Here is a 23,320-nt window from a genome sequence, read left to right on the forward strand (position 1 = left end):
ACATGAATATCTCACTCGTTATACAAGAAAAAATCCGAGAGAAAATGCTGGCTAACATTGATATAGATAAAGTAGAAAATCTGGTTGATGATTATAGCGAGCTTACTGGTTTGCTTTCACAAACATATTATGATTTGTTCAATGATAATGAATACAAATTAACCACGCAAGATCAGAAATATATTATTGCAATGATAGCCGATGAAATTACTGGTTTTGGTCCATTAAGAGAGCTTATGGAAGATGATTCCATCAGTGACATTATGGTTAATGGTCCTGAAAAGATATTTATTGAACGCCATGGGTTACTTACCTTAACGAATCACCGCTTTATTAATAATAGTCAATTGACTGATATAGCTAAGCGACTAATGCAAAGAGTAAACCGCCGTATTGATGAAGGCAGGCCCTTGGCCGATGCACGTTTAATTGATGGTAGCCGAATCAATGTTGCAATTAGCCCCATCACCTTAGATGGTACCGCCCTTTCAATCCGAAAGTTCAATACTAACAAGCGAAAACTAGAAGATTTGGTTGATATGGGAGCAATGAGCAGCGATATGGCTAACTTTTTGATCATCGCCGCCAGTTGTCGGGTCAATATTATTATCTCTGGCGGCACAGGATCAGGAAAAACAACATTACTAAATGCATTATCAAAATATATCGCTGAAAATGAAAGAGTGATTACCTTAGAAGATGCCGCAGAGTTAAATCTTGAACAACCGCATGTGGTTAGAATGGAAACACGGCTAGCAGGGCTGGAAAATACCGGACAAATCACGATGCGAGACTTAGTCATAAACTCACTGCGTATGCGCCCCGATAGGATAATTATTGGCGAGTGCCGTGGTGAAGAAACATTTGAGATGCTGCAGGCGATGAACACCGGTCACAATGGCTCTATGTCCACGTTACATGCTAATACTCCCCGCGATGCTATTGCCCGTTTGGAAAGTATGATCATGATGGGCCCGGTTAACATGCCCATATTTACCATTCGCCGTAATATTGCATCGGCTATTAATCTTATTGTGCAAGTTTCTCGCATGAATGATGGTTCACGAAAAGTACGCTACATCAGCGAAATTATGGGAATCGAAGGGGAAAATGTTGTATTACAAGATATTTTTTCATTTGAACCGTCCAAACAACGCGATGGACAAGGCAATATTCAAGGGAACTTTATTAATCATGGCTTATTTAGCCGTTCCTCTGTCAGGATAAATGCCGATATTTACGGACTATCAAATGAATTAAGCAGTATTTTTTCCACGGTGAAATGATGATTTACTATATTATAGCATCATCTGGCATTCTATTATTCTTACTGGTAAATATAAAATGGGTAAGAATAAAAAAATCCATTAGTAAACCCAGAAAAAAACACGCTAACAATGATTATTTTATACATTTATTTCCCAAGAAGGTATTTAATGAATGGATGCTTTATTTGGTAAATATTAACAAAAGTAAAAACAAAAAGCATATACTCATTCCTATCGGTTACGCTTCACTTATTTTTTTCGCAAACTAAATATGGTTTAATATTAATTTAATCATGGTGTTTATTTTTATATTAATTAGCACAATTTGCTTTCAAATACACTTTATGAGGAAAAACCATCACGTTCTCTTTATAAGAGACTTCCCTGAAGTTTTTCTGATGATTAACATGGCTGCCAGCAGTGGGGCCAGTATTAATCAAGTATTAGAACGTTGTGGAAAAGAAGTCTGTGGGCCACTGGGGTATGAACTAAGCCTTATTTGCCGCCGTTTGAATGTAGGTGAGTATCCTGAAACCGTTTTTAATGATGCATATCAACGTTTTCATTATCCCGAATTCTATTTTCTTATCACAATTATTTTACTTAATATGCAACAAGGCGGGCAATTAAGAGAACTCACTAGCCGTTTATCCCAAGTAATAACGAAAAGTAAAACTACTGAGCAGAAAAAAGCAGTTATGACGGCTCAAACAAGAATGTCAGTAAATATCATATCCGTTATGCCATTTGCATTTTCTCTTTTGCTTTATTTTATTGACCCAACCGTCATGGAGTCCATGTGGAACCATCCTATCGGTAGGGTTATTTTTTACTACATTATCTCTAGTGAAATTATTGGAATAACATTAGTAAGATCAATGCTTAGGAAAGCACTATGAATATATTATTATATACTATAATGGTACTATTTGGTCTGATTGCATTCCTGATGACAAGAATAAAATCAAATAAAATAATTACATATAATAAAATAAACAATAAAGACACCTTACAAGTAAAAAATGAAAGCAAAAAATCAGAAAATAAAAGCGACATGAATCTATCTTCGCTTATAAGATTACCTTATATTCTGTACAACATTATTTACTTCAAGATATTAATAGTAATTGTTTTCATAACAACCATGATTATATTAATAGCAATGAGAGTTATGGTGGTTAATACTATGAACTTACTTCTATTTGGTTCAACTATGTTTATAGCAACCATATACCTTCCTAGAATTGTAATAAAAAATATTGTGAGTAAGAAAATAAAATGTTTGTTACAGTCCCTACCTTTTTTTATTGATATTACCGCGGCATGTGTTCAATCAGGAATGACTATAGACAGCGCTCTGAGTTATTCAACAAAAAAATTCCAATTAATCAATACTGATTTAAGCTTAATAATGTCAAAAATCACTAAGCGAGCTGAAATTAATGGCTTAGAAAGTGCGATTAAAGAATTTCAACAATGTTCTAATGAAACAGAGATAAAAATGTTTTGTAGTGCACTGCAATACAGTATCAGTTTCGGATCTACTGTTTATGACCAACTTATTAAGTTATCTCAAGATATGCGAGAGATGCAATTACTCGTTACAGAGGAAAAAAACAGTAAATTAGCTACAAAAATGATGTTCCCTTTGTTTGTTTTTATTCTTATTCCTTTTGTCGTATTAGTCATATCACCCAGTGTCTTGGAGTTACTCAAGTATGTACAAACAATTTAATACAACTATTGCTGTTTCACTTTTCATCTTTATGATAAGTGGATGCTCTTGGAATAATGGTATGAGCAATAAGGAGTTTTCTTATCGTGAAAGTATCTTGCTAAAGGCAAATAATCATACCGGGTTAATCACCCTATACCGTAATAAGTTAAAACAACAAGAAGATGACACCATCAGATTAAAACTGGCTAACGCCTACTATCTTTCCGGTGACAGTAAATCATCTTTGTATTATTTACAGCCAATAATTCACAAGCCCAATAATGATATATACATATTGCAAGCTAAAAACTTGATTAATAACAATGATAATATTGGTGCAATAAAGGCTATAAATAAATCATTATCCCTTTCACCTAATAATGCAGAAGCACATAATTTAAATGGTATTGCATTAGCTAATAATGGTGAGATTCATAAAGCTAAACTGGCCATTGAACAGTCTCGGTCTTTATTTATTTCTGATGAGACAGCAATGAATAATATTGCTGTCGTAGCAATGCTTGATGACCGTTATATCGATTCAGTAAGAATATTACTACCTAATTATTTGGCGGGTAAACGAAACCCTTTGATGTTGCATAACCTGGTATTTTCTCTTATCCAAATGGGTGATGCAGCCTACGCAAAAAAGATTATTATTGCTGAAAAAATGACGAAGGATCCCGATGAATTGGTCTTAGCTTTAAGTCAAGTCGGTAACCTCCGTCAAGAGAATATTAGCGATGATGGTGTTTAGATGAATAAGATAAGAAAGCGATTTTTCCATTCAAATGAAGGCTCTATTGCTGTAGAGTTTTCTATTGTTATCGTTTTATTTATATTTACACTACTTTCGTGTGCAGAGATAGCACGTTTACTGTATATATCTGCCAGTCTGGATCTGGCAGTTTCAGAAACAGCAAAGTCGACCAAAAACAAAGAAATTGACTATAATATAACCTATCAGGAAACATTCCATCAAAAATTAATGCGACAGCAAGGTGTATTAGGTTCATTTATCACAGCAAATAACGCCATAATCGTCAATGTTTATTTTAGCAATAGCATTTCAGACATGTCTAATAATCTATCAAGCCTTACGAATAACAATAGAAATGAACGATACAGAGGTGAAAAACTGGCTCGCTATACAGTAAGTTACTTTTATCGCCCTATTTTTTTTCCGTTCCCTTCGTCCTGGACTAATATTTTATTAAAACGAGAGGTGATTTTTGCACAGGAAAATTAATAATGAATACTTTATTACAAACCGTGATGGCGCGATTATTGTCGAGTTTGTATTTGTCATTTTAATTATCACTATTTTTATAAAAACGCTGATTTCAGTGGCACAATATCAGTCAACTGTCGGTAAATTGGATCGTATTTCATATTCTCTGGCAGGGATAGTCAGGGAGCGCGATAGGTTATATGAAAATAGTAATATATTGACACAAAGTAATGTTAATCAATTAAATATACTGGCTAACAACATGTTATTAGCATCCGGTATAAACAATGATAACTTTGAAATAATGGTGGAAACATTACATTTTAACACTTCTACTCCTGAGGATAAGATTATTGACAATACAAAATCTGCATCACTTGGCTCAGAAACCTGTCTACCAACCAAGCCATTGCGTGAAATGGTAGATTTATCACCCTATGGCAATAGGGGCCGATGGATACCACTTTATCAAGTAACATTATGCTTGCCTGCCCCAGCTTGGTATCAGTCTCTATTTAGACTGACAGGAACCATTCCCGATATAAAATCCTCTGCCATAACTATTGAACGCTAATTAATCAATGATACTGATCCGCTCCCTCAACAGTAGAGGCTATTGATGCTAAAAAATTATTCTATTTATCGGAAAGCATGTAATTTTATTGAATTTATTAAAAATAAACAAGGTGCCATATTATTGCCCTTTGTTATGTTTTTACCTGTTTTTATTGGGTTACTATTTTTATTTTTTGAAATTTCACAATATTTACAAAAAAAAGCCAAACTCTCTGATGCTATTGAGCAAGCAACATTAGCTCTGACAGTAGAGAACAACAGTAATAATCCGAATGATTCCCAAAGAGCAAAAAACACTGCATTGGTAACTTATTATGCTAATGCCTACCTGCCATCGGACGTATTTTCCATACCGGAGATCGACATAATAACTCGTGCCACTCATCTTGAATACCGAGCAGCAACTACTCTGAGTTACGCGCCTAAATTCTTAGCCAAGAATTTTATACCTAACATAGATAAAAACATCAGTGTGACCGATAATGCTATAGCCAGAAAAAATCTATTTGTAGCCCCTACAGAGGAAACTGATGTGGTTTTTGTTGCGGATTATTCCAGTTCGATGGAAGAAAAATTTCGCGGTGACTTAAGCAATAAAAGTAAGATAGATTATTTAAGAGAGATATTTGAACGGTTAAATAACACTATATTAAAGAATAGCAATACTAATACTATTGGATTTGTACCATTTTCATGGGGAACTAAAATTATTATCGGTGACAAACAACACTCTAATACATACTGCCATTTCCCTTTTGCATCTAAAAAAAACAGCTCTATAGATGAACAAATAAGAGCACATAATGCAACAAGTAAACCAATGGCCATTAACCATGCACCAATACAAAAAATAATTGAAAGTAATATTGATTTTGATGAAACCATTAAATCAATAACTGACCGATATAAAGAAATTAATATTGATATAAAAGACATTACTTATAATAGTATCTGTTTGAAAGGTTCTGATGCATATGTATTAAAATCAGACTACCATAGTAAAGAATTGATTGATAATATAATTGCGATGAAACCTTATGGTGCAACATTAGTGAGTTCAGGAATATTGGTTGGAAATAATATTTTTAAAAAGTCAGATAATAATAAATTAATGATAATTCTGTCAGATGGTGAGGATACTTATTTAGAGATTAATGTTAGTAAAAGGCTGATTGAAAAAGGGATGTGTGAAAAAGTTAAAGCAAATGACATAAAAATGGTATTTATTGGAATTGGATATAAACCCGGTAGTATTGATTGTAAAGATTGCGTCGGAAAAGGAAATTATTTCGAGGCTCATAATGCCCATGAACTCGAAACCGACCTTCGGCAGGCATTAGGGGTAACAGAAGCTCGTGAAGTCGGCCACAATATGCCGAAAGACTAATATCAGGCGCAGTAACAGTAACCGCGCCTGTTGCAGGTTATTTCGCGCCGCCCGCTTCCATTCCGACTAATCCAACTTTGAGGTAACCTGATTTGCGCAGTGCATCCATCACACTCATCAAGGTTTCATAGTCCACAACTTTATCCGCTTGGAAGAAAATGGTGGTCTCTTTATTAGATTGGGTCATTTTGTCCAATGCCACTGCTAATGTATCGCGGTCGACCTGCTGGTCACCAACGTAAAGCTGGTTGTCAGCTTTGACAGTCAGAAATACCGGTTTCTCTGGCCGCGGCTGTGGTACCGCTGAAGACGCCGGTAAATCCACTTTGATATCTACCGTTGCCAGTGGTGCTGCCACCATAAAGATAATCAGCAATACCAGCATGACATCGATAAACGGTGTCACGTTAATTTCGTGCAGCTCACCGCTTTCATCGAGGTTATCGTTCATCCGCATGGCCATATATCACCCCGCACGCAATTGGTGAGGAAGCTTCGATGACTTTGCTTCAGCACTGCTGGCCAGGTCAAGATCACGACTTAACAACAGTAATACTTGTGCTGCGACATCCCCCACCTGAGCACGATAAGTCCCCATCAGGCGAGCAAAAATATTGTAGATAACCACGGCAGGAATTGCCGCTACCAAACCTAATGCTGTTGCCAGTAAGGCCTCAGCGATACCCGGCGCAACAACAGCCAGATTAGTGGTTTGTGAGTGAGCAATGCCGATAAAGCTGTTCATGATGCCCCAAACCGTACCAAACAACCCAACAAAGGGTGAGATAGCACCAATAGTTGCCAGGAAGCCATTACCTTTACCCATCTCACGACTAATCGCGGCCACACGACGCTCTAGACGAAAAGCAGTACGTTCTTTAATACCATTATTGTCGTTCGATTCTTCTGACAATAAGCGCTCATTCTGTGCTTCACGCAGTAATATGCCGCTGATGCTGTCTTGGGCAAATGCTTCTGCTCGCTCAGACGCGGTATCCAGGTCGGTCACTGCGCCAATGATTCCATGCTCTTGCTGTAAGCGGCGGCGGGCGCGGAATAATTCAGTACCTTTAGAAAACAAAATGGTCCAGGTTACAATTGAGGCCAACACCAGACCCATCATTACACCTTTGACCACCACATCTGCATGTTGATACATTCCCCAGACGGATAAGTCCATTGCCAATCCTTGTGGTGCGGGGGTGATTAGCGGCTGAACCATCGGGTCCTGGCTGGCGGATGCAACAACCTCGTTATTTGTCGCTACCGGCGTAATTTCCGGTGTAGGTAACGGTGTTGATGTCGCCGTTGTTGGTGTCGCAACAGAGGCCGCGACTGCACTGCTATTGCCTGACACGGCTTGTGCATGGCCGACTAAACCTGTCACCAGCAATAATGCCATTGCGCCTTTTATCATTCTGCCACCCACGAATGATTTATCTTTAATCTTTTTTCCCGCTATTTTCACGCTGCGCCTCCACCCAATATGCATATCAATTTAAGGACGAAATCAGATGCCGATCATATCAAACAAACAGGGGATTGATAGTAATTATCATTAGTATTTACGCCGTTTTTTGAGAAAAAAAGAGAACTCCTCTAATATCAGGGAGTACGCCGCCGAACAAAGCGGATAAGGCTTTTAGCTGTACATTATGGGTTACATTAAATGTAAAAATGGGAACTTATTGATTGAATTGAGAAACTGCCAGATAATATATCTCCCCGTTATAGCTCCTTAATAAACGCCCTATTTCGCCACTTATGCAGAATTTTTCTATCACAAAATCATAGAAAACAGTGGGTCGCCCTCTTTAGTTTTTTTCATGTTAAAAGCTGCTCCCTCGCTACAGTCATCATGCTAACGTAAGGAATACATCCCCATAATGAATGCTAGCCAGGAAATAGTAGGCATAGCTTATAAAAAGGTGACACCGCGATCATGTCTGCAAACCAACCAACCACAAAAAAACTGGAAACAACTTTAGTCAACGCGGGCAGGAGTCAGAGATTCACCCAAGGCTCGGTCAATACAGTGATCCAACGAGCATCATCTCTGGTTTTCGATTCAGTTAAAGCCAAAAAACATGCCACTATCAATCGGGGAAATGGCGAACTATTCTATGGCCGCCGTGGAACACTGACGCATTTTTCCTTACAACAGGCAATGACCGAGCTGGAGGGTGGGGCAGGTTGCGTGCTTTATCCGTGTGGTGCCGCCGCCATCAGTAATGCTATTTTATCATTTGTTTCAACCGGTTCACATGTACTGATGACCGGTTCTGCCTATGAGCCGGCGCAAAGTTTTTGCGATAAAATTCTGTCGCGCATGAATATCACCACCACCTACTTTGATCCGATGATTGGTGCTGGGATAGCCTGCCTGATTACGCCGCAAACTAAAGTTGTCTTCCTTGAGTCACCCGGTTCTATCACCATGGAAGTGCAAGATATTCCGGCGATGGTGAAAGCCATCCGTGCCGTTTCCCCAGAAATTATTATTATGATGGACAATACCTGGGCTGCAGGTGTGCTGTTTAAAGCATTGGATTTTGATATTGATATCTCCATCCAATCAGGGACTAAATATATTATTGGTCATTCCGATGCGATGCTGGGAATTGCCGTTGCTAACGCCCGTTGCTGGGAAAAACTGCGCGAAGACTCGTATCTGATGGGGCAAATGGTTGATGCAGACACCGCCTATCTGGCCAGCCGTGGGCTGCGAACGCTGAACGTTCGGTTAAAACAGCATGAGAAAAGCAGTATCGAGATGGCGAACTGGCTGGCTCAACGTCCGGAAGTTGCTGCGGTCTATCACCCTGCATTACCTGACTGTAAAGGTCATGAATTTTACCTGCGGGATTTTACCGGCTGTAATGGCTTGTTCTCTTTTGAATTAAAAGAAGAATTGACTCAGCAACAGTTAGAAGCCTATCTCGACCATTTTAGCCACTTCAGCATGGCCTTCTCATGGGGTGGTTTTGAATCCTTGATTCTGGGTTATCAGCCGAAGGATATCGGTGCAATACGCAAGTATGATGGCAAAGGGATAAAAGGCTCGTTGTTCCGTCTTCATATTGGTTTGGAAAATGTGCAAGATTTGCAGGACGATTTAGCCGCTGGGTTTGAGCGCATCAAAACAGTACTGTAATCGTTTCTGATCGGTACGACCCATTAATGCGCGGCAACAATATCCGCGCATTAATTCTCTCTTACACAAAAAACATCAACAGCGCAGTGGTATCCCCTCCCAAATGCAGTTATTGGGGAGAAGATCAATGTGGATCAGCAGCAATACGGATACACTAGGTTAGTCCTTACCAACCATATCCTCACTCGATAGGCAAACAGAAATGGATGTATTACGCGAAATCCTTCATGCCTTATGGCAGCAGGATTTTAGTAAACTTACCGACCCTAATGTAATTTGGGTCATTTACGGCATACTCTTTACCACCTTATTTTTAGAAAACGGTTTGTTACCGGCTTCTTTTCTCCCCGGTGATAGCTTGTTGTTATTGGCAGGTGCATTAATTGCCAAGGGCGTTATGGCATTCTTGCCCACCATGATCATTCTGACCACCGCGGCCAGCCTGGGTTGTTGGTTAAGTTACCTGCAAGGGCTGTGGTTGGGAGATACCAAAGTGGTGAAAAGGTGGCTGTTACAGTTACCCGTGCATTATCGCCAACGCGCTCATACCCTGTTTGTGCGCCATGGTTTAGCAGCCCTGATCATTGGCCGCTTCCTCGCTTTTGTGCGGACCTTATTGCCAACGCTGGCAGGTATTTCCGGCCTAAACAGCACCCGTTTTCAGTTCTTTAACTGGTTAAGCGGGCTGCTATGGGTTGGCAGCGTAGTTGGGTTGGGGTTTTCTCTTAGCCATATCCCATTCGTTAAGCATTATGAAAATCAGGTCATGACCGCGCTGATGATTTTACCGATTGTCTTATTGCTGGTCGGTTTAGTCGGCACATTGGTGCTGGTGTGGTGTAAACGTAAAAGTGTGACTGAGTAGTGGGCTGCTCTTTTCACTATGGGGATGCCCTTACTCAGGCAGTCAAACGGCGCTCAGTGCGCCGTTTCTTGTGCCTCTAAGCTGCTAAAGATCAGTTAGTCCGCAGCTTTGCAACCTCTTCACTGGGTGTCAGGCCGAAATAGCGTTTAAACTCACGGCTGAACTGCGAAGCACTCTCATACCCCACTTTGTTTGCTGCTGTACTGGCTTTTAGCCCATCGTGCAACATCATCATCCGTGCACGATGCAGCCGGTAAGATTTCAGATATTGCAGCGGCGAAGTATTGGTCACCGCTTTGAAGTTGTGATGGAACGCTGAAACACTCATGTTCACATCTGCCGCTAATTGCTCGACATTCAGGTTATCTGCAAACTGATGTTCAATACGCCGTAGTGTTTTGGTGATTTGGGTGAAATGCCCATGGCGATTAACCAGCGCCTGCAATGCCCCGCCGCACTGACCGCACAGCACATAGTAGATAATTTCTCGCACAATTTGTGGGCCAAGCACTCGAGCATCTCGCGGTTTGGACATCACATCCAGTAACCGCTCAGTGGCACAGAGCATCTCTTCAGTCAGAGCCGATGAGTTGACGCCAGAGGTATTGCCGAAAGGTTTATCCAACTCATCATCACCAATATCTATGAGCAAATCCTGTAGCATTTGGCTGTCTATATGAATTGAAATCCCTGCCAGCGGTACTTCAGGGCTGGCAAAGGTTTCACATTCAAACGGCAGTGGCACCGTCAGGATCAGATAGTTTTTGGGGTCATACTGAAACACTTTACTGCCCAGGTAACCGACTTTGTGCCCCTGAAATATAATCACCACACTGGGGGTGTACATTACCGGGGTGCGCGGTTGATGGACAGTGGAGTACAGAATTTTCACCCGTGGCACCGCTGAGGGCGTTAAACCATTCCCCTGAGCCAAACGGGTAATCTTTGCCGCCATCTGTGCCTGAATATCGTTGACCTCACCCATTATGTTCTCACCTGTTTCTGTTCTCTGAGGTAATCTATCATCTAAAACTATTTGACATAAATTGTGCAATATTTGCCGGTTTTTCTACAGTGCTTTGGAGAAATAGGCAAGAGCAAGGCAGAAATGTGCATTGAGATATGACGCTGAGTTGCCGACAATAGTTGCCAATGATACGGCGACAAACAATTATTGCACCACTCGTTAATTATCTTCATTAGAACGTTCATCACCCCTAAGCTGGAAGACAAATCATGCAAAATTTTACCCTTCACACCCCGACTAAAGTGCTGTTCGGTACCGGTCAGATAGCACAACTGAGTAAAGAAATTCCTGCTGATGTCCGTATCTTGATTACCTACGGTGGCGGCAGCATTAAACAAAATGGCGTGCTGGATCAAGTGCATAATGCGCTGAAAGGCTTTGATTTCCTGGAATTTGGTGGTATTGAGCCGAACCCGACTTACGAAACGCTGATGAAAGCGGTTGAGGTTTGTCGAGCAGAGAAAATTAACTTCCTGTTAGCCGTGGGTGGCGGTTCAGTATTGGATGGGACCAAGTTCATTGCTGCGGCGGTAAATTATCCACAAGACCCATGGCATATACTGCAAACTACCGGCAGCGATATAAAAGAAGCGTTGCCAATGGGTTCAGTATTGACCTTACCTGCCACTGGCTCTGAAGCCAACAACGGCGCGGTTATCAGCCGTCGCAGTACCGGTGATAAGCAACACTTCTTCTCACCCCATGTGCAGCCACTTTTTGCCGTACTGGACCCGGTTGTCACTTATACCTTGCCACCGCGTCAGGTTGCTAACGGCGTTGTCGATGCTTTTGTTCATACCATTGAGCAATATCTGACTTACCCGGTTGATGCGAAAGTACAGGATCGTTTTGCTGAAGGGCTACTATTAACCCTGATTGAAGAAGGTCCAAAAGCCTTGACCGACCCTGAAAATTACAATGTGCGCGCCAATATTATGTGGAGCGCCACCATGGCATTGAATGGTTTGATTGGTGCCGGTGTGCCGCAAGACTGGGCGACCCATATGCTGGGCCACGAACTGACAGCCCGTCATGGCCTGGATCATGCGCAGACACTGGCGGTAGTGTTGCCTGCACTACTGGTGGCGAAGAAAGAGCAAAAGCGCGCCAAACTGCTGCAATATGCAGAGCGTGTCTGGGGGCTGCATGAAGGTAGTGAAGAACAACGTATTGACGCAGCCATTGAAGCCACTCGTCATTTCTTTGAAAGCATGGGAGTAGCCACTCGTCTGTCAGCCTACAAACTGGATGGCAGCTCCATTCCTGATTTAATCAAAAAATTGGCAGAGCACGGCATGACCCAGCTTGGCGAACACAGTGATATCACTTTAGCCGATAGCAAACGTATCTACGAAGCTGCGGTCTAATAACAATACAACGTGATTTAAGCTAAGGAGATAAACATGGCGACGCAACCCATTATCAAATTGCACGATGGAAACCTGATGCCACAACTCGGCCTTGGCGTTTGGCAAGCAAGCATTGAAGAAACACAACGTGCTGTCAGCAAGGCGCTGGAGGTTGGCTATCGATCAATCGATACTGCGGCTATTTATAAAAATGAAGAGGGTGTGGGTCAGGCGCTGAAAACAACAAACGTCGCCCGTGACGATCTCTTTATTACCACTAAACTGTGGAATAGCAGCCAACATAATCCGCGACAAGCCTTGGAAGAGAGTCTGAAAAAGCTTCAGCTCGATTATGTCGATCTCTATCTGATCCATTGGCCTGATCCCGCACAGGATCGTTATGTCAGTGCCTGGCGTGAACTGATCGCGTTGAAAGAACAAGGTCTGGCTCGTAGCATTGGCGTCTGTAACTTCCATATCCCTCATTTGCAACGGCTGATTGATGAAACCGGCGTAGCCCCTACCATCAATCAGATTGAGTTACACCCATTGCTACAGCAACGTCAGCTCCATGCCTGGAACGCCATGCATCATATTGCGACCGAATCCTGGAGCCCGCTGGCTCAAGGCGGCGACGGCGTTTTTGATCAGGCTGTTATCCGTGAATTAGCGCAAAAATACAATAAAACCCCAGCACAGATAGTGATCCGTTGGCATCTGGACTGCGGGCTAATTGTTATTCCGAAATCAGTGACACCTGCGCGCATCAAGGAGAACTTTGAAGTATTTGATTTTAAACTGCATAAAGATGAACTGACCGCAATTTCGAAGTTGGATAGCGGTAAACGATTGGGGCCAGACCCAGATGCTCCCAGGCCTGACCGCTAGTTTATTAGTTTAATGATGCCTGGTTTTCCCTCTGGTGCCACCAGAGGGTTTATTCACCGGCGCGCGTTTCGCGCCGGTTTTGCTGCCTGATGTCTTGGCCGCAGGCGTACTAGCAGTTGCCTGCACTGTTTTACCCAAAGGCGTTCTACTCGCAGGAACTTTACCCACAGATGTTGCGTTTGTTTGGCTACCCGGCTGACGCTGGCGAGTCATCGAGGTGTGCCTGGTCAGCGCCGGAGTATACTGGCGCAGCGCCCGACGTGCCTCACGTTGCTCTTCTATTGTCGGTGCCGGAACCAGGCATTCGCGACGGCTGCCAATCAAATTTTGCAGCCCCATATCGTCTAATGCCGCACGGATCATCGGCCAGTTAGCGGGATCATGATAACGCAGCAATGCCTTATGCAACCGCCGCTGGCGATCGCCTTTCGGAACAACAACATCCTCACTCTTGTAATCCACTTTCCCCAGCGGATCCTTGCCGGTGTAATACATGGTGGTGGAGTTAGCCAACGGCGACGGATAGAAGTTCTGCACCTGATCCAAACGGAAGCGGTTTTTTTTCAACCACAGTGCCAGATTGACCATATCTTTATCTTCAGTCCCCGGATGGGCGGAGATAAAATAAGGGATCAGATACTGCTCTTTACCCGCCTGTTTGGAATAGGTATCAAACAATTCTTTAAAACGCTGATAGCTGCCCATCCCCGGCTTCATCATTTTGGACAGTGGCCCTTCCTCGGTATGTTCCGGCGCTATTTTCAAATAACCGCCCACATGGTGGCTGGCCAGTTCTTTGATATAGCGCGGATCTTCTACTGCCAGATCGTAACGAACCCCAGATGCGATCAGGATCTTCTTGACTCCCTTCAGATCACGTGCTCGCCGGTACAGAGAAATAGTCGGCTGATGGTTGGTGTCCATATGCGGGCAAATTTCAGGGTAAACACAAGACGCACGGCGACAGGTTTGCTCCGCCCGTGGCGACTGGCAGCGCAGCATATACATATTCGCCGTCGGGCCACCAAGATCAGAGATAATACCGGTAAAACCAGGGACTTTATCGCGAATCTCTTCGATTTCACGAATAATAGAATCTTCGGAACGGCTTTGGATAATGCGCCCTTCATGCTCAGTGATGGAGCAGAACGAACAGCCGCCGTAGCAACCGCGCATGATGTTAACGGAGAAGCGGATCATGTCATAGGCTGGGATCAGCGACTTGCCGTAGGCCGGATGCGGCACGCGCTGATAAGGTAGCCCAAAAACGCTGTCCATCTCTTCGGTGCTAAGCGGAATAGCTGGCGGGTTAATCCAGATATAACGATCTCCGTGTTTTTGCATCAAAGCCCGCGCACAACCGGGGTTGGTTTCATGATGCAAAATGCGTGAAGTGTGGGCATACAAGACTTTATCTGCTTTCACTTTTTCATAAGAAGGAAGCAAGACATAGGTCTTTTCCCATGGCTTAGGTTTGGCAGCACGCACTGTAACCGGTTTAGCTTCCGGCTCCGGAATGTCATTCGTCGCGCATGGCAGATCTTCACCATAAGGATTGGGAATGGCTTCAATATGCCCCGGTTTGTCCAAACGGGTAGAATCCACCCCACTCCAGCCCGGTAATGCGCTTTTACGCATAACAACTGTGTTACGCACATCCTGGATGTCGGCAATTTTCTCACCGGCGGCCAATCGATGGGCAACTTCAACCAGCGGGCGTTCGCCATTACCGTACACCAGCATGTCAGCTTTAGCATCGACAATCACCGAGCGGCGCACAGTATCTGACCAATAGTCATAATGAGCAATGCGGCGCAGGCTGGCTTCAATACCGCCGAGCAATACTGGCACATGGCTATATGCCTCTTTGCAGCGCTGGCTGTACACCAATGTGGCCCGATCCGGTCGTTTACCGCTTTGGTTATCCGGCGTATAGGCATCGTCGTGGCGCAACTTGCGGTCGGCAGTATAGCGGTTGATCATCGAGTCCATGTTGCCCGCAGTCACACCGAAGAACAGATTCGGCTCACCCAAGCGCATGAAATCGTTTTTATTAGTCCAATCCGGCTGAGCAATAATCCCTACCCGGAAGCCTTGCGCCTCCAGCATGCGGCCGATGATGGCCATGCCAAAACTGGGGTGGTCAACATACGCATCACCAGTGATGACAATAATGTCACAGCTATCCCAGCCCAAGATGTCCATTTCCTCCCGCGACATGGGTAAAAATGGCGCAGTGCCATAGCATTCAGCCCAATAAGGCTGATAAGAAAACAGGTCACGCTCTGGCTGGATCAAGCTGGTACTCATAGCAATACTCTTTGAATTGGGAAAAGTTGAGGTGGTTCGGGTTAAGAAATCATCACCGGGCGGCGATTATACGCATTTATCCACGTGAAGAGGAAGGGTATAGCGAGGTTTTCGTTTTTTTAGTCATTGGGAATGGGTTGATCAAGTCCAGTGATTAGAACTTGATCACTAACCCCCCTTAACCGAGTGTGGGTGCAGCTTGAGTCACCAACTGCCCTGCGGACCCACGATCCGCCATCTCCAGCGTCTGGCTGTAGAACAAGAACGGGAAGTGCTCGGAGGAAACCTGATTAAAATACACCAATAGCTCCACATCACCATCAACCCAAACGGTGTCCTTCCAACCACGATCCTCAGCCATTGCCGGTGCACCGTTCACTTGCTTCACCAAGAAGGAAACACCCTGAATATGAAACGCTTGTGGCATATCCGCATGCAGCGTCCAACGCTCCCAGGTACCTTGCTGTGCCTGAGCATCAACCCGATTCATATCCCAAATAGCACCATTGATTCCCGGCAGATTATCCCCTAACCGGAACTCACGAGAACGAATCACATTACCGTCCAGAATCTGATCCGCGAGCAAACGCATGGGTAAATTATCGGTCACCAATGGCAGCAAACCGGTGGGTTTTAATGTCAGCACCAGGGTAGAAATCAAAATACTGGATGGCTCAAATAACCCGCGCAGGCGATCCATAATCCCGGCAGATTCACCCGCTGTAATGGACACTTGGTTACCCTGCGACATATCAATGACAACTTCACGCCGTTCGCCTGGAGCCAGTGAAAGCTGTTGTACCGCGACAGGTGCCGGCAGGAACCCCTGGTCACTGGCGACAACATACAACGGGCGACCATCACTGAGTTGCAAGGTATAGCGGCGAGCATTGGATGCATTCAATAAACGTAACCGCACCCAACCACGAGAGACTTCAACAAACGGGCTTTGCACCCCGTTAACCAGCAGCGTATCACCCACAAAACCGCCATTGGCTGGCGGGGCATATTGCGGCACACCAAAATTATCCAGCCGTTTATCCTGAATAATAATCGGGAAATCATCAACACCGTAATGGCTCGGCAGTGGCATCGCTTTGCTGATTTCATCTTCCACCAGCCACATGCCTGCCAGCCCGTTATAGAGATGAGGGGCCATACGATTAGGGGTATTGGCATGATACCAACAGGTTGCCGCCGGTTGGCGCACTGGCAATACCGGTGACCAGTCCACACCTGGGGAAATCATGCGCGCCGCACCGCCCATTAGAGTACCGGGAACTTGCAACCCACTGATTGTCATGGATACCGGCTCAGTTAAACGGTTGCTGTAAATGAGCTTAACGTCATCACCGCTGTAAACCCGGACTGTCGGCCCCAGATACATACCGTTAATGCCCCATACTGCGGCTTTCTGGCCGCCACTGAATGCCCAGTGCGCCCGCTGTAAGGTCAAAAACAACGGTTGACCGCGACGGGACTCAAGTAAAGGGGGAACAGGTAACGAGGGTTGTTGAGTATTATTAGCCTGTGCCCTCAATGGCAACGAGCCAGCACCTAGCGCTAAGCCCGTAGCCTGAATGAACTGGCGACGACTGAGTGACATATCTTCTCCGTGAAAACCACAATCAAACTTACTGCAAAATTTTGCCTGACTGCGAATAACGCTGAAGGACGGCAAAACGCTCACGACCAGAGTCGTTTCAATTACTTTGGGCCTATATCTTTAGGATATATATTATTTTTCAGAGGCTGCCTGCTGGGCAATTTCCGCGTCGAGTTGCTCAATTTTAGCCCGCATCAGATTGCGGCAATATTCGGACAACTCACGAACCCGCTCTTTGCCATAGCCGCTGGTATCAATTGGCGGCATTATTTCTACAATGACTTTGCCATTTGACCAACGGTTTAAATTAATATGATTAGTGCTGGAAACACAGATTGGCACAATGGGTACGCCAGCGGCGATCGCAGCATGGAAAGCCCCGGTCTTAAACGGCAGCAACCCACGGCCACGGCTACGGGTCCCTTCCGGGAACATCCAGATAGACACATTTCTTTTTTTAACCTGCTCAACCACTTGGGCGATAGTGCCATGCGCTTTGGCACGGTTATCACGATCGATAAGCAGGTTGCCGCTCAGCCAGTAAAGCGGGCCAAATAAAGGCACCCACAGCAGGCTCTTTTTACCCACGGTTACCGTACCGGGCTGAACGACATTCGACATGGTGACCATATCGTAATTATTCTGATGGTTGGCGATATAAATACAGGTGCCGTAGTTAGCCGCTTCCTTGGGAATACGCTGCTCAACTGTAATCCCAAACAGCACTGACATCCGGCCAAACAAATGCGCGAACGTTGCAAGATTACGCGGGTTCCGTGGCCTAAACAGGCAATAAATAGAACCAAACACACACACCAGAACACAATATAAAACTGCCAGCACCGTGCGCAAAATTAATAACATAACAACCTCTTAAACACTCACTCTTAGACATGTAATCGACGCTAGTATAACGGCTTACCCGCAAAATACCGCGCAGATTCCTTGGCTATAATCATGTTACGCGATAGCGTACGCAAATTGTGCCCACCGTTTGTTACATTCACCGGGTGATACCTGACCAACAATATAATAATGACCACCACGGCAACTCAAGCCAAGGGGGTCATTCATTTTTATCGACGATTATTCTGCGGTATTGGTTGGTTCGGATGGCGCATCAACATCAACCCGATCAATACGTTGCAGCCCACGTGGTAGTGGTGAACCTTTCCGACCACGTTCGGCCCGGAATTTCTGCAAATCTTCTGGTCGTAAGATTAGCTTACGTTTACCAAAATGAAGGGTAATTGACGTTTGAGGCGGTAAGACAAACAACCATGCCAGGCGATCTTCCCCCGCAGCGGCTTGTGCCGACGGGATTGAGACAATCTTGTTACCCTTACCTTTTGATAACTCAGGCAGATCTGCGACTGGGAACATCAACATACGCCCAGCAGCAGTGATGGATAACAACATGTCATCTGGCCCATGAATTTCCAATGGCATCAGAGCCTTGGCATTTTCTGGCAAGGTAATCATCGTTTTACCCGCACGGTTCTTAGCTACCAAATCATTGAAGGTACATACGAAGCCATAGCCTGCATCCGATGCCATTAACAATTTCTGGTCATCCGGTGCCATCAAGACCTGTTCAATGGTCGCTCCCGGTGGCGGGGTTAGCTTACCGGTCAGCGGCTCCCCTTGCCCACGGGCAGATGGTAGTGTCAGCGGATCCAACGCATAACTACGCCCCGTCGAGTCAATAAACACCACTGGCTGATTACTCATACCACGAGCTGCCGCACGGAAACTATCGCCCGCTTTATAACTTAATCCACTCGGATCAATATCATGGCCTTTAGCACTGCGCACCCAGCCCATTTCAGACAAGACAATGGTTACCGGCTCAGAAGGCACAATGTCATGTTCACTCATCGCTTTGGCTTCACCACGCTCAGTCAACGGTGAACGACGGTCATCACCATAGGCAGCCGCATCAGCCTGAATTTCTTTCTTAATCATTGTGTTAAGTTTTCGTTCTGATGCCAGTAATGCCTGTAACTGATCACGTTCTTTGGCTAACTCATCTTGCTCACCACGGATCTTCACTTCTTCCAGTTTGGCTAAGTGGCGCAGTTTCAGTTCGAGGATCGCTTCAGCTTGCGTTTCCGAAATGGCGAAGTGCTGCATCAGCAACGGTTTAGGTTCATCTTCGGTACGGATGATATGAATAACTTCATCGATATTAAGGAAGGCAATCAATAAGCCTTCTAAAATATGCAGCCGCTTCAATACCTTTTCCAGGCGATAATTAAGGCGGTTACGCACCGTTTGCCGGCGGAATACCAGCCATTCGGTCAGGATCGTCAACAGCCCTTTCACTGACGGGCGATGATCCAAACCGATCATGTTCATATTGATGCGATAACTTCTTTCCAGATCGGTGGTGGCGAACAGGTGGTTCATCACTTGATCCAGATCGACGCGATTGGTGCGGGGAACAATCACCAGTCGAGTCGGGTTTTCATGGTCAGATTCATCACGTAAATCCTCAACCATCGGCAATTTCTTGGCGCGCATCTGGTTGGCAATTTGTTCCAATACTTTGGCACCGGAAACCTGATGCGGTAACGCAGTAATCACTGCACTGCCATCTTCTTTCTTCCACACTGCCCGCATACGGACTGAACCACGGCCATTCTGGTAAATTTTACGAATTTCATCACGCGGCGTGATGATTTCCGCTTCTGTCGGGAAATCCGGCCCTTGCACAAACTCCAGCAACTCTTCCAGTGAAGACGTTGGCTTATCAATCAGTGCCAGCACCGCTTGCGCAATTTCACGCACGTTATGTGGCGGAATATCGGTTGCCATACCAACGGCGATACCGGTAGTACCATTGAGCAGAATATTCGGCAGACGCGCAGGGAGCATTTTCGGCTCCTGCATGGTGCCATCGAAGTTTGGCACCCAGTCAACCGTACCCTGTCCCAGTTCACCCAATAAAATCTCGGCATATTTGGACAAACGGGATTCGGTGTAACGCATCGCCGCAAAGGATTTAGGGTCATCCGGCGCACCCCAGTTCCCTTGCCCATCCACCAGTGGATAGCGGTAAGAGAATGGCTGCGCCATCAATACCATCGCTTCATAGCAAGCACTGTCGCCATGTGGATGGTATTTACCCAGCACATCACCCACGGTGCGAGCTGATTTTTTAAATTTAGCGCTATTGTTCAGCCCCAGTTCGGACATTGCGTAGACAATGCGCCGCTGTACCGGTTTCAAACCATCGCCGATAAACGGCAACGCCCGATCCATGATGACGTACATGGAATAGTTCAGATAGGCGTTTTCAGTAAAGGTGTGCAGCGGTAAGCGTTCTGCACCGTCATGAGTCAAATCACTCATTACTCAATTATCCTCAGACTCTGGAGTGGCGACCGCCAGGCTTCAGCGGATCGATACCGTAAGTTCATTGTCGATTTCTGCCCGCGATAGTACCTCATCTGCGGGGTTACTGTCACAACCCACAGATAATCTCAATCTTTCACCCCTGCAACATTGGCCGCCCTTTCTATCAACGGGGTAACAAAACGATATCATCATGTAGCCTACCGCTTCTATTCCCTTCATATACTGGCTATGCGCTGGACTTCCTTCCACTTTTATTCGCTCCCCCGATAACAGTTGTCGGGACGACAGCGTGCAAATCAACACACAGCGACAATGCCGTTTTGCTTACAGTCAATGTCGTTTCGCTTGCAGTAAAAGTAGGAGAATCACCATGGCATCACCCAATATTCTGCTGTTACGTATTGATAACCGGCTGGTTCACGGCCAGGTCGGCGTGGCATGGTCCTCATCTCTTGGGGCCAACCTGTTATTAGTTGCCGACGATGGTGTCGCACAGGACACACTCCAACAGCAAATTATGTCGATGACAGCCGAATCTATGGGCTTGGGGATCCGATTCTTTTCGATCCAGAAAACCATTGATGTCATTGGTAAAGCTTCTGCCGAACAGAAAATTTTCATCGTCTGCCGCACACCAGATGAGGCTCGCCGCTTGGTTGAGGGCGGGGTACCTATCCGCGATGTGAATGTCGGGAATATGCACTTTTTACCAGGCAAGCGTCCACTGACCAAAAAAGTGTATGTCGATGATAACGATCTGGCCAACCTGCATGCAATTCAACAGCATAACGTAAATGTCTTTATTCAGGACACACCGAGCGACGGCAAAGATAAAATCCAGTAAATAGCCGCCGCATCAGGGTATCGCAATCAGAGAGTACTGATACTTAATCCGATAATACCCTGCCCTACAACGCCTTTGGTGACGGAATTATTTATGCATGAAATAACAATGATGCAAGGTATTGGGCTGGCAATTATGGCCCTGATTGTCGGGATCGATTTTTGGTTGGAAGCGTTGTATATTTTCCGTCCACTCATCGTTTGTACCTTAACGGGTGCCATTCTCGGTGATATTCAAACCGGTTTGATTACCGGTGCACTGACTGAACTGGCTTTTACCGGCCTGACTCCGATTGGCGGTACCCAACCACCGAACCCAGTACTGGCGGGGATTATGACCACCGTCATTGCCCACAGCACCGGTGTCGATGCGAAAACTGCCATCGGATTGGGTCTGCCCTTTAGCTTCTTAATGCAATACATCATTCTGTTCTATTACTCAGCCTTCTCCTTCTTTATGCAGAAAGCTGACCGTTATGCAGAAGAGGCTGATGGCGCAGCTCTCGGGCGGCTGAACCTGTTGTTAACCGCCATTGTTGCCGTGACTTACGCCGCCGTGACGTTCCTGTGCGCTTATGTTTCACAGGGCGCGATGCAAAGTCTGGTGCGGTCAATGCCAGTCTGGTTGACTCATGGCTTTGAGGTTGCTGGGGGCATCTTGCCTGCGGTGGGTTTTGGCTTGCTATTGAAAGTCATGATGAAAACTCCGTTCACGCCATTCTTTATTATCGGTTTCCTGTTTGTCACCTTTATACCGGTACAAAATCTGTTGCCCGTCGCGCTATTGGGAACGGCTTTCGCCATCTACGAATATTACAACCAACAGAAAAAAGCCGCTCTTACCGCTGCCGCAGTACCTGAGGAGATGAACGATGGAATCTAACACCTTGCCAACGACCACCGAGGTCAGTGCAGAACCTACCACCAAGTTGACGCGGCGGGATATCACACGGCTGGGCTTCCGGTCAGCGCTATTACAATCAGGTTTTAACTACGAGCGGATGCAAGCCACCGGTTTTGCCAGTGCACAAGCCCCCTTGCTGAAGAAGATTTATGGCAATGACAAAGCCGCTCTGGCTGCCGCCATGAAAGATAATCTGGAGTTTATCAATACCAACACCAATGCGGTTGGTTTCCTGATGGGGTTACTGATTTCTCTGGAGGAACGCCATGAAAGCCGTGACCTGATCAAGGGGTTGAAAGTGGCGTTGTTTGGGCCACTGGCGGGTATTGGTGATGCTATTTTCTGGTTCACTTTATTGCCGATTGTTGCCGGGGTTTGTGCCTCTTTTGCCAGTCAGGGCAGTATTTTGGGGCCAATCATCTTCTTCGTGGTTTATCTGGCGCTATTCTTACTGCGCGTGGTATGGACCCATCTGGGCTACACCTTGGGGGTAAGAGCCATCGATAAACTGCGGGCCAGTTCGGGGGCTATTTCCAGAGCAGCCACCATCCTCGGTGTGACCGTAGTCGGCGGGCTGATTGCGTCGTATGTCCATATTACCGTGGCGGCAAAAGTCGCGGTGACAGCAGGCCACGAGGTCTCTATTCAGGAAGCCTTCTTTGACAAAGTCTTCCCTAATCTGCTGCCGATGGTCTACACCTTGCTGATGTATTACCTGTTGCGCGCCAAGAAAGTCAGCCCGGTTACGCTCATTCTGGTGACGTTTGTATTGTCTATCGCACTGTCATGGCTCGGCGTGTTGTAGCAGCTCAAGCCGTTTCAATCTTTAATGCGC

Annotated in this window: 20 protein-coding genes and 1 pseudogene; 14 read left to right on the forward strand and 7 right to left on the reverse strand. The window is 45.3% G+C overall.

The features are described 5' to 3' along the window. Positions 1–2 precede the first annotated feature (2 nt). The 7 genes and pseudogenes from AEP37_RS06305 (at position 3) to AEP37_RS06335 (ending at position 6,179) form a co-directional block, all read left to right on the forward strand. Complete coding sequence (locus AEP37_RS06305) at positions 3–1,286, forward strand: CpaF family protein (protein WP_049611501.1); 1,284 nt, start codon at positions 3–5, stop codon at positions 1,284–1,286. Next, a pseudogene (locus tag AEP37_RS06310) lies at positions 1,286–2,167 on the forward strand (type II secretion system F family protein). The gene AEP37_RS06305 and the pseudogene AEP37_RS06310 overlap by 1 nt, the downstream one beginning before the upstream one ends. Further along, complete coding sequence (locus AEP37_RS06315) at positions 2,164–3,003, forward strand: type II secretion system F family protein (RefSeq protein ID WP_049611503.1); 840 nt, start codon at positions 2,164–2,166, stop codon at positions 3,001–3,003. Before AEP37_RS06310 ends, AEP37_RS06315 begins: the two are co-directional and overlap by 4 nt. Next, positions 2,987–3,742: a tetratricopeptide repeat protein gene (locus AEP37_RS06320; protein WP_049611507.1), complete on the forward strand. Its 756-nt coding sequence runs from the start codon at positions 2,987–2,989 to the stop codon at positions 3,740–3,742. The genes AEP37_RS06315 and AEP37_RS06320 overlap by 17 nt, the downstream gene beginning before the upstream one ends. Beyond that, positions 3,743–4,234 (forward strand): TadE/TadG family type IV pilus assembly protein, encoded by a 492-nt coding sequence (locus AEP37_RS06325; protein ID WP_049611510.1) that lies wholly within the window; start codon positions 3,743–3,745, stop codon positions 4,232–4,234. It begins immediately after the preceding gene. Then, complete coding sequence (gene tadF, locus AEP37_RS06330) at positions 4,218–4,790, forward strand: tight adherence pilus pseudopilin TadF (protein ID WP_049611513.1); 573 nt, start codon at positions 4,218–4,220, stop codon at positions 4,788–4,790. Before AEP37_RS06325 ends, tadF begins: the two co-directional genes overlap by 17 nt. A gap of 45 nt (positions 4,791–4,835) precedes the next feature. After that, positions 4,836–6,179 carry a TadE/TadG family type IV pilus assembly protein gene (locus tag AEP37_RS06335; protein WP_049611516.1) on the forward strand — a complete coding sequence of 448 codons (1,344 nt, stop codon included), beginning with the start codon at positions 4,836–4,838 and terminating at the stop codon, positions 6,177–6,179. Positions 6,180–6,216: 37 nt separating this feature from the next. Here the strand turns inward: AEP37_RS06335 and exbD are convergent, their stop codons facing one another. Beyond that, the gene (gene exbD / locus AEP37_RS06340; RefSeq protein WP_049611520.1) at positions 6,217–6,642 is read right to left on the reverse strand and encodes a TonB system transport protein ExbD; all 426 of its coding nucleotides are present in this window, start codon (positions 6,640–6,642) and stop codon (positions 6,217–6,219) included. 3 nt (positions 6,643–6,645) lie between these two features. Continuing rightward, positions 6,646–7,647, reverse strand: a complete 1,002-nt coding sequence (gene exbB, locus AEP37_RS06345; RefSeq protein WP_072086249.1) for a tonB-system energizer ExbB — start codon at positions 7,645–7,647, stop codon at positions 6,646–6,648. 474 nt (positions 7,648–8,121) lie between these two features. Here exbB and metC point away from each other — a divergent pair, with 474 nt between their 5' ends. Together metC and AEP37_RS06355 are read left to right on the forward strand one after the other, a co-directional pair. Further along, the gene (gene metC, locus AEP37_RS06350) at positions 8,122–9,333 is read left to right on the forward strand and encodes a cystathionine beta-lyase (RefSeq protein WP_049611523.1); all 1,212 of its coding nucleotides are present in this window, start codon (positions 8,122–8,124) and stop codon (positions 9,331–9,333) included. Between the two features lie 202 nt (positions 9,334–9,535). Further along, complete coding sequence (locus AEP37_RS06355; protein ID WP_049611526.1) at positions 9,536–10,198, forward strand: DedA family protein; 663 nt, start codon at positions 9,536–9,538, stop codon at positions 10,196–10,198. Positions 10,199–10,289: 91 nt separating this feature from the next. On the opposite strand, the gene AEP37_RS06360 is transcribed toward AEP37_RS06355, so the two are convergent. Continuing rightward, positions 10,290–11,183 carry an AraC family transcriptional regulator gene (locus AEP37_RS06360; RefSeq protein WP_049611529.1) on the reverse strand — a complete coding sequence of 298 codons (894 nt, stop codon included), beginning with the start codon at positions 11,181–11,183 and terminating at the stop codon, positions 10,290–10,292. Between the two features lie 251 nt (positions 11,184–11,434). Here AEP37_RS06360 and yqhD point away from each other — a divergent pair, with 251 nt between their 5' ends. Both yqhD and dkgA read left to right on the forward strand, forming a co-directional pair. Then, entirely contained in the window at positions 11,435–12,592 is a 1,158-nt protein-coding gene (yqhD, locus tag AEP37_RS06365) for an alcohol dehydrogenase (protein ID WP_049611532.1), read from the forward strand. Positions 12,593–12,628: 36 nt separating this feature from the next. Beyond that, complete coding sequence (dkgA, locus tag AEP37_RS06370; protein WP_049611534.1) at positions 12,629–13,462, forward strand: 2,5-didehydrogluconate reductase DkgA; 834 nt, start codon at positions 12,629–12,631, stop codon at positions 13,460–13,462. 9 nt (positions 13,463–13,471) lie between these two features. Here dkgA and AEP37_RS06375 read toward each other — a convergent pair whose 3' ends face one another. The 4 genes from AEP37_RS06375 to parC all read right to left on the reverse strand — a co-directional run bounded on the left by AEP37_RS06375 (position 13,472) and on the right by parC (position 20,732). Continuing rightward, complete coding sequence (locus AEP37_RS06375; RefSeq protein WP_049611536.1) at positions 13,472–15,772, reverse strand: YgiQ family radical SAM protein; 2,301 nt, start codon at positions 15,770–15,772, stop codon at positions 13,472–13,474. Between the two features lie 178 nt (positions 15,773–15,950). Then, positions 15,951–17,378: a cell division protein FtsP gene (gene ftsP, locus AEP37_RS06380; protein WP_049611540.1), complete on the reverse strand. Its 1,428-nt coding sequence runs from the start codon at positions 17,376–17,378 to the stop codon at positions 15,951–15,953. 132 nt (positions 17,379–17,510) lie between these two features. Then, positions 17,511–18,242: a 1-acylglycerol-3-phosphate O-acyltransferase gene (locus tag AEP37_RS06385; RefSeq protein ID WP_049611543.1), complete on the reverse strand. Its 732-nt coding sequence runs from the start codon at positions 18,240–18,242 to the stop codon at positions 17,511–17,513. 222 nt (positions 18,243–18,464) lie between these two features. Continuing rightward, entirely contained in the window at positions 18,465–20,732 is a 2,268-nt protein-coding gene (parC, locus tag AEP37_RS06390) for a DNA topoisomerase IV subunit A (RefSeq protein WP_049611546.1), read from the reverse strand. A 376-nt stretch (positions 20,733–21,108) separates the two neighbouring features. Between parC and agaB the strand changes: the two genes are divergently transcribed. From agaB to agaD, 3 genes are all read left to right on the forward strand, one after another. Further along, positions 21,109–21,582 (forward strand): PTS galactosamine transporter subunit IIB, encoded by a 474-nt coding sequence (agaB, locus tag AEP37_RS06395; protein ID WP_049611547.1) that lies wholly within the window; start codon positions 21,109–21,111, stop codon positions 21,580–21,582. 93 nt (positions 21,583–21,675) lie between these two features. Then, the gene (agaC, locus tag AEP37_RS06400) at positions 21,676–22,464 is read left to right on the forward strand and encodes a PTS galactosamine transporter subunit IIC (RefSeq protein WP_049611549.1); all 789 of its coding nucleotides are present in this window, start codon (positions 21,676–21,678) and stop codon (positions 22,462–22,464) included. Further along, entirely contained in the window at positions 22,454–23,290 is an 837-nt protein-coding gene (gene agaD, locus AEP37_RS06405; RefSeq protein WP_049611552.1) for a PTS galactosamine transporter subunit IID, read from the forward strand. Before agaC ends, agaD begins: the two co-directional genes overlap by 11 nt. The last annotated feature ends 30 nt before the right edge of the window (positions 23,291–23,320 follow it).

It is taken from the genome of Yersinia pekkanenii (assembly GCF_001152565.1).
GTDB lineage: Bacteria > Pseudomonadota > Gammaproteobacteria > Enterobacterales > Enterobacteriaceae > Yersinia > Yersinia pekkanenii.

What these genes read in the sequence shown, in the direction of transcription:
- AEP37_RS06305 (WP_049611501.1), top strand. Translation starts at nt 3, where the DNA reads ATGAATATCTCACTCGTTATACAAGAAAAAATCCGAGAGAAAATGCTG.
- agaD (WP_049611552.1), top strand. Translation starts at nt 22,454, where the DNA reads ATGGAATCTAACACCTTGCCAACGACCACCGAGGTCAGTGCAGAACCT.
- AEP37_RS06385 (WP_049611543.1), bottom strand. Translation starts at nt 18,242, where the DNA reads ATGTTATTAATTTTGCGCACGGTGCTGGCAGTTTTATATTGTGTTCTG.
- AEP37_RS06315 (WP_049611503.1), top strand. Translation starts at nt 2,164, where the DNA reads ATGAATATATTATTATATACTATAATGGTACTATTTGGTCTGATTGCA.
- ftsP (WP_049611540.1), bottom strand. Translation starts at nt 17,378, where the DNA reads ATGTCACTCAGTCGTCGCCAGTTCATTCAGGCTACGGGCTTAGCGCTA.
- AEP37_RS06360 (WP_049611529.1), bottom strand. Translation starts at nt 11,183, where the DNA reads ATGGGTGAGGTCAACGATATTCAGGCACAGATGGCGGCAAAGATTACC.
- AEP37_RS06320 (WP_049611507.1), top strand. Translation starts at nt 2,987, where the DNA reads ATGTACAAACAATTTAATACAACTATTGCTGTTTCACTTTTCATCTTT.
- AEP37_RS06355 (WP_049611526.1), top strand. Translation starts at nt 9,536, where the DNA reads ATGGATGTATTACGCGAAATCCTTCATGCCTTATGGCAGCAGGATTTT.
- parC (WP_049611546.1), bottom strand. Translation starts at nt 20,732, where the DNA reads ATGAGTGATTTGACTCATGACGGTGCAGAACGCTTACCGCTGCACACC.
- AEP37_RS06375 (WP_049611536.1), bottom strand. Translation starts at nt 15,772, where the DNA reads ATGAGTACCAGCTTGATCCAGCCAGAGCGTGACCTGTTTTCTTATCAG.
- dkgA (WP_049611534.1), top strand. Translation starts at nt 12,629, where the DNA reads ATGGCGACGCAACCCATTATCAAATTGCACGATGGAAACCTGATGCCA.
- yqhD (WP_049611532.1), top strand. Translation starts at nt 11,435, where the DNA reads ATGCAAAATTTTACCCTTCACACCCCGACTAAAGTGCTGTTCGGTACC.
- AEP37_RS06335 (WP_049611516.1), top strand. Translation starts at nt 4,836, where the DNA reads ATGCTAAAAAATTATTCTATTTATCGGAAAGCATGTAATTTTATTGAA.
- agaB (WP_049611547.1), top strand. Translation starts at nt 21,109, where the DNA reads ATGGCATCACCCAATATTCTGCTGTTACGTATTGATAACCGGCTGGTT.
- AEP37_RS06325 (WP_049611510.1), top strand. Translation starts at nt 3,743, where the DNA reads ATGAATAAGATAAGAAAGCGATTTTTCCATTCAAATGAAGGCTCTATT.
- metC (WP_049611523.1), top strand. Translation starts at nt 8,122, where the DNA reads ATGTCTGCAAACCAACCAACCACAAAAAAACTGGAAACAACTTTAGTC.
- agaC (WP_049611549.1), top strand. Translation starts at nt 21,676, where the DNA reads ATGCATGAAATAACAATGATGCAAGGTATTGGGCTGGCAATTATGGCC.
- exbD (WP_049611520.1), bottom strand. Translation starts at nt 6,642, where the DNA reads ATGGCCATGCGGATGAACGATAACCTCGATGAAAGCGGTGAGCTGCAC.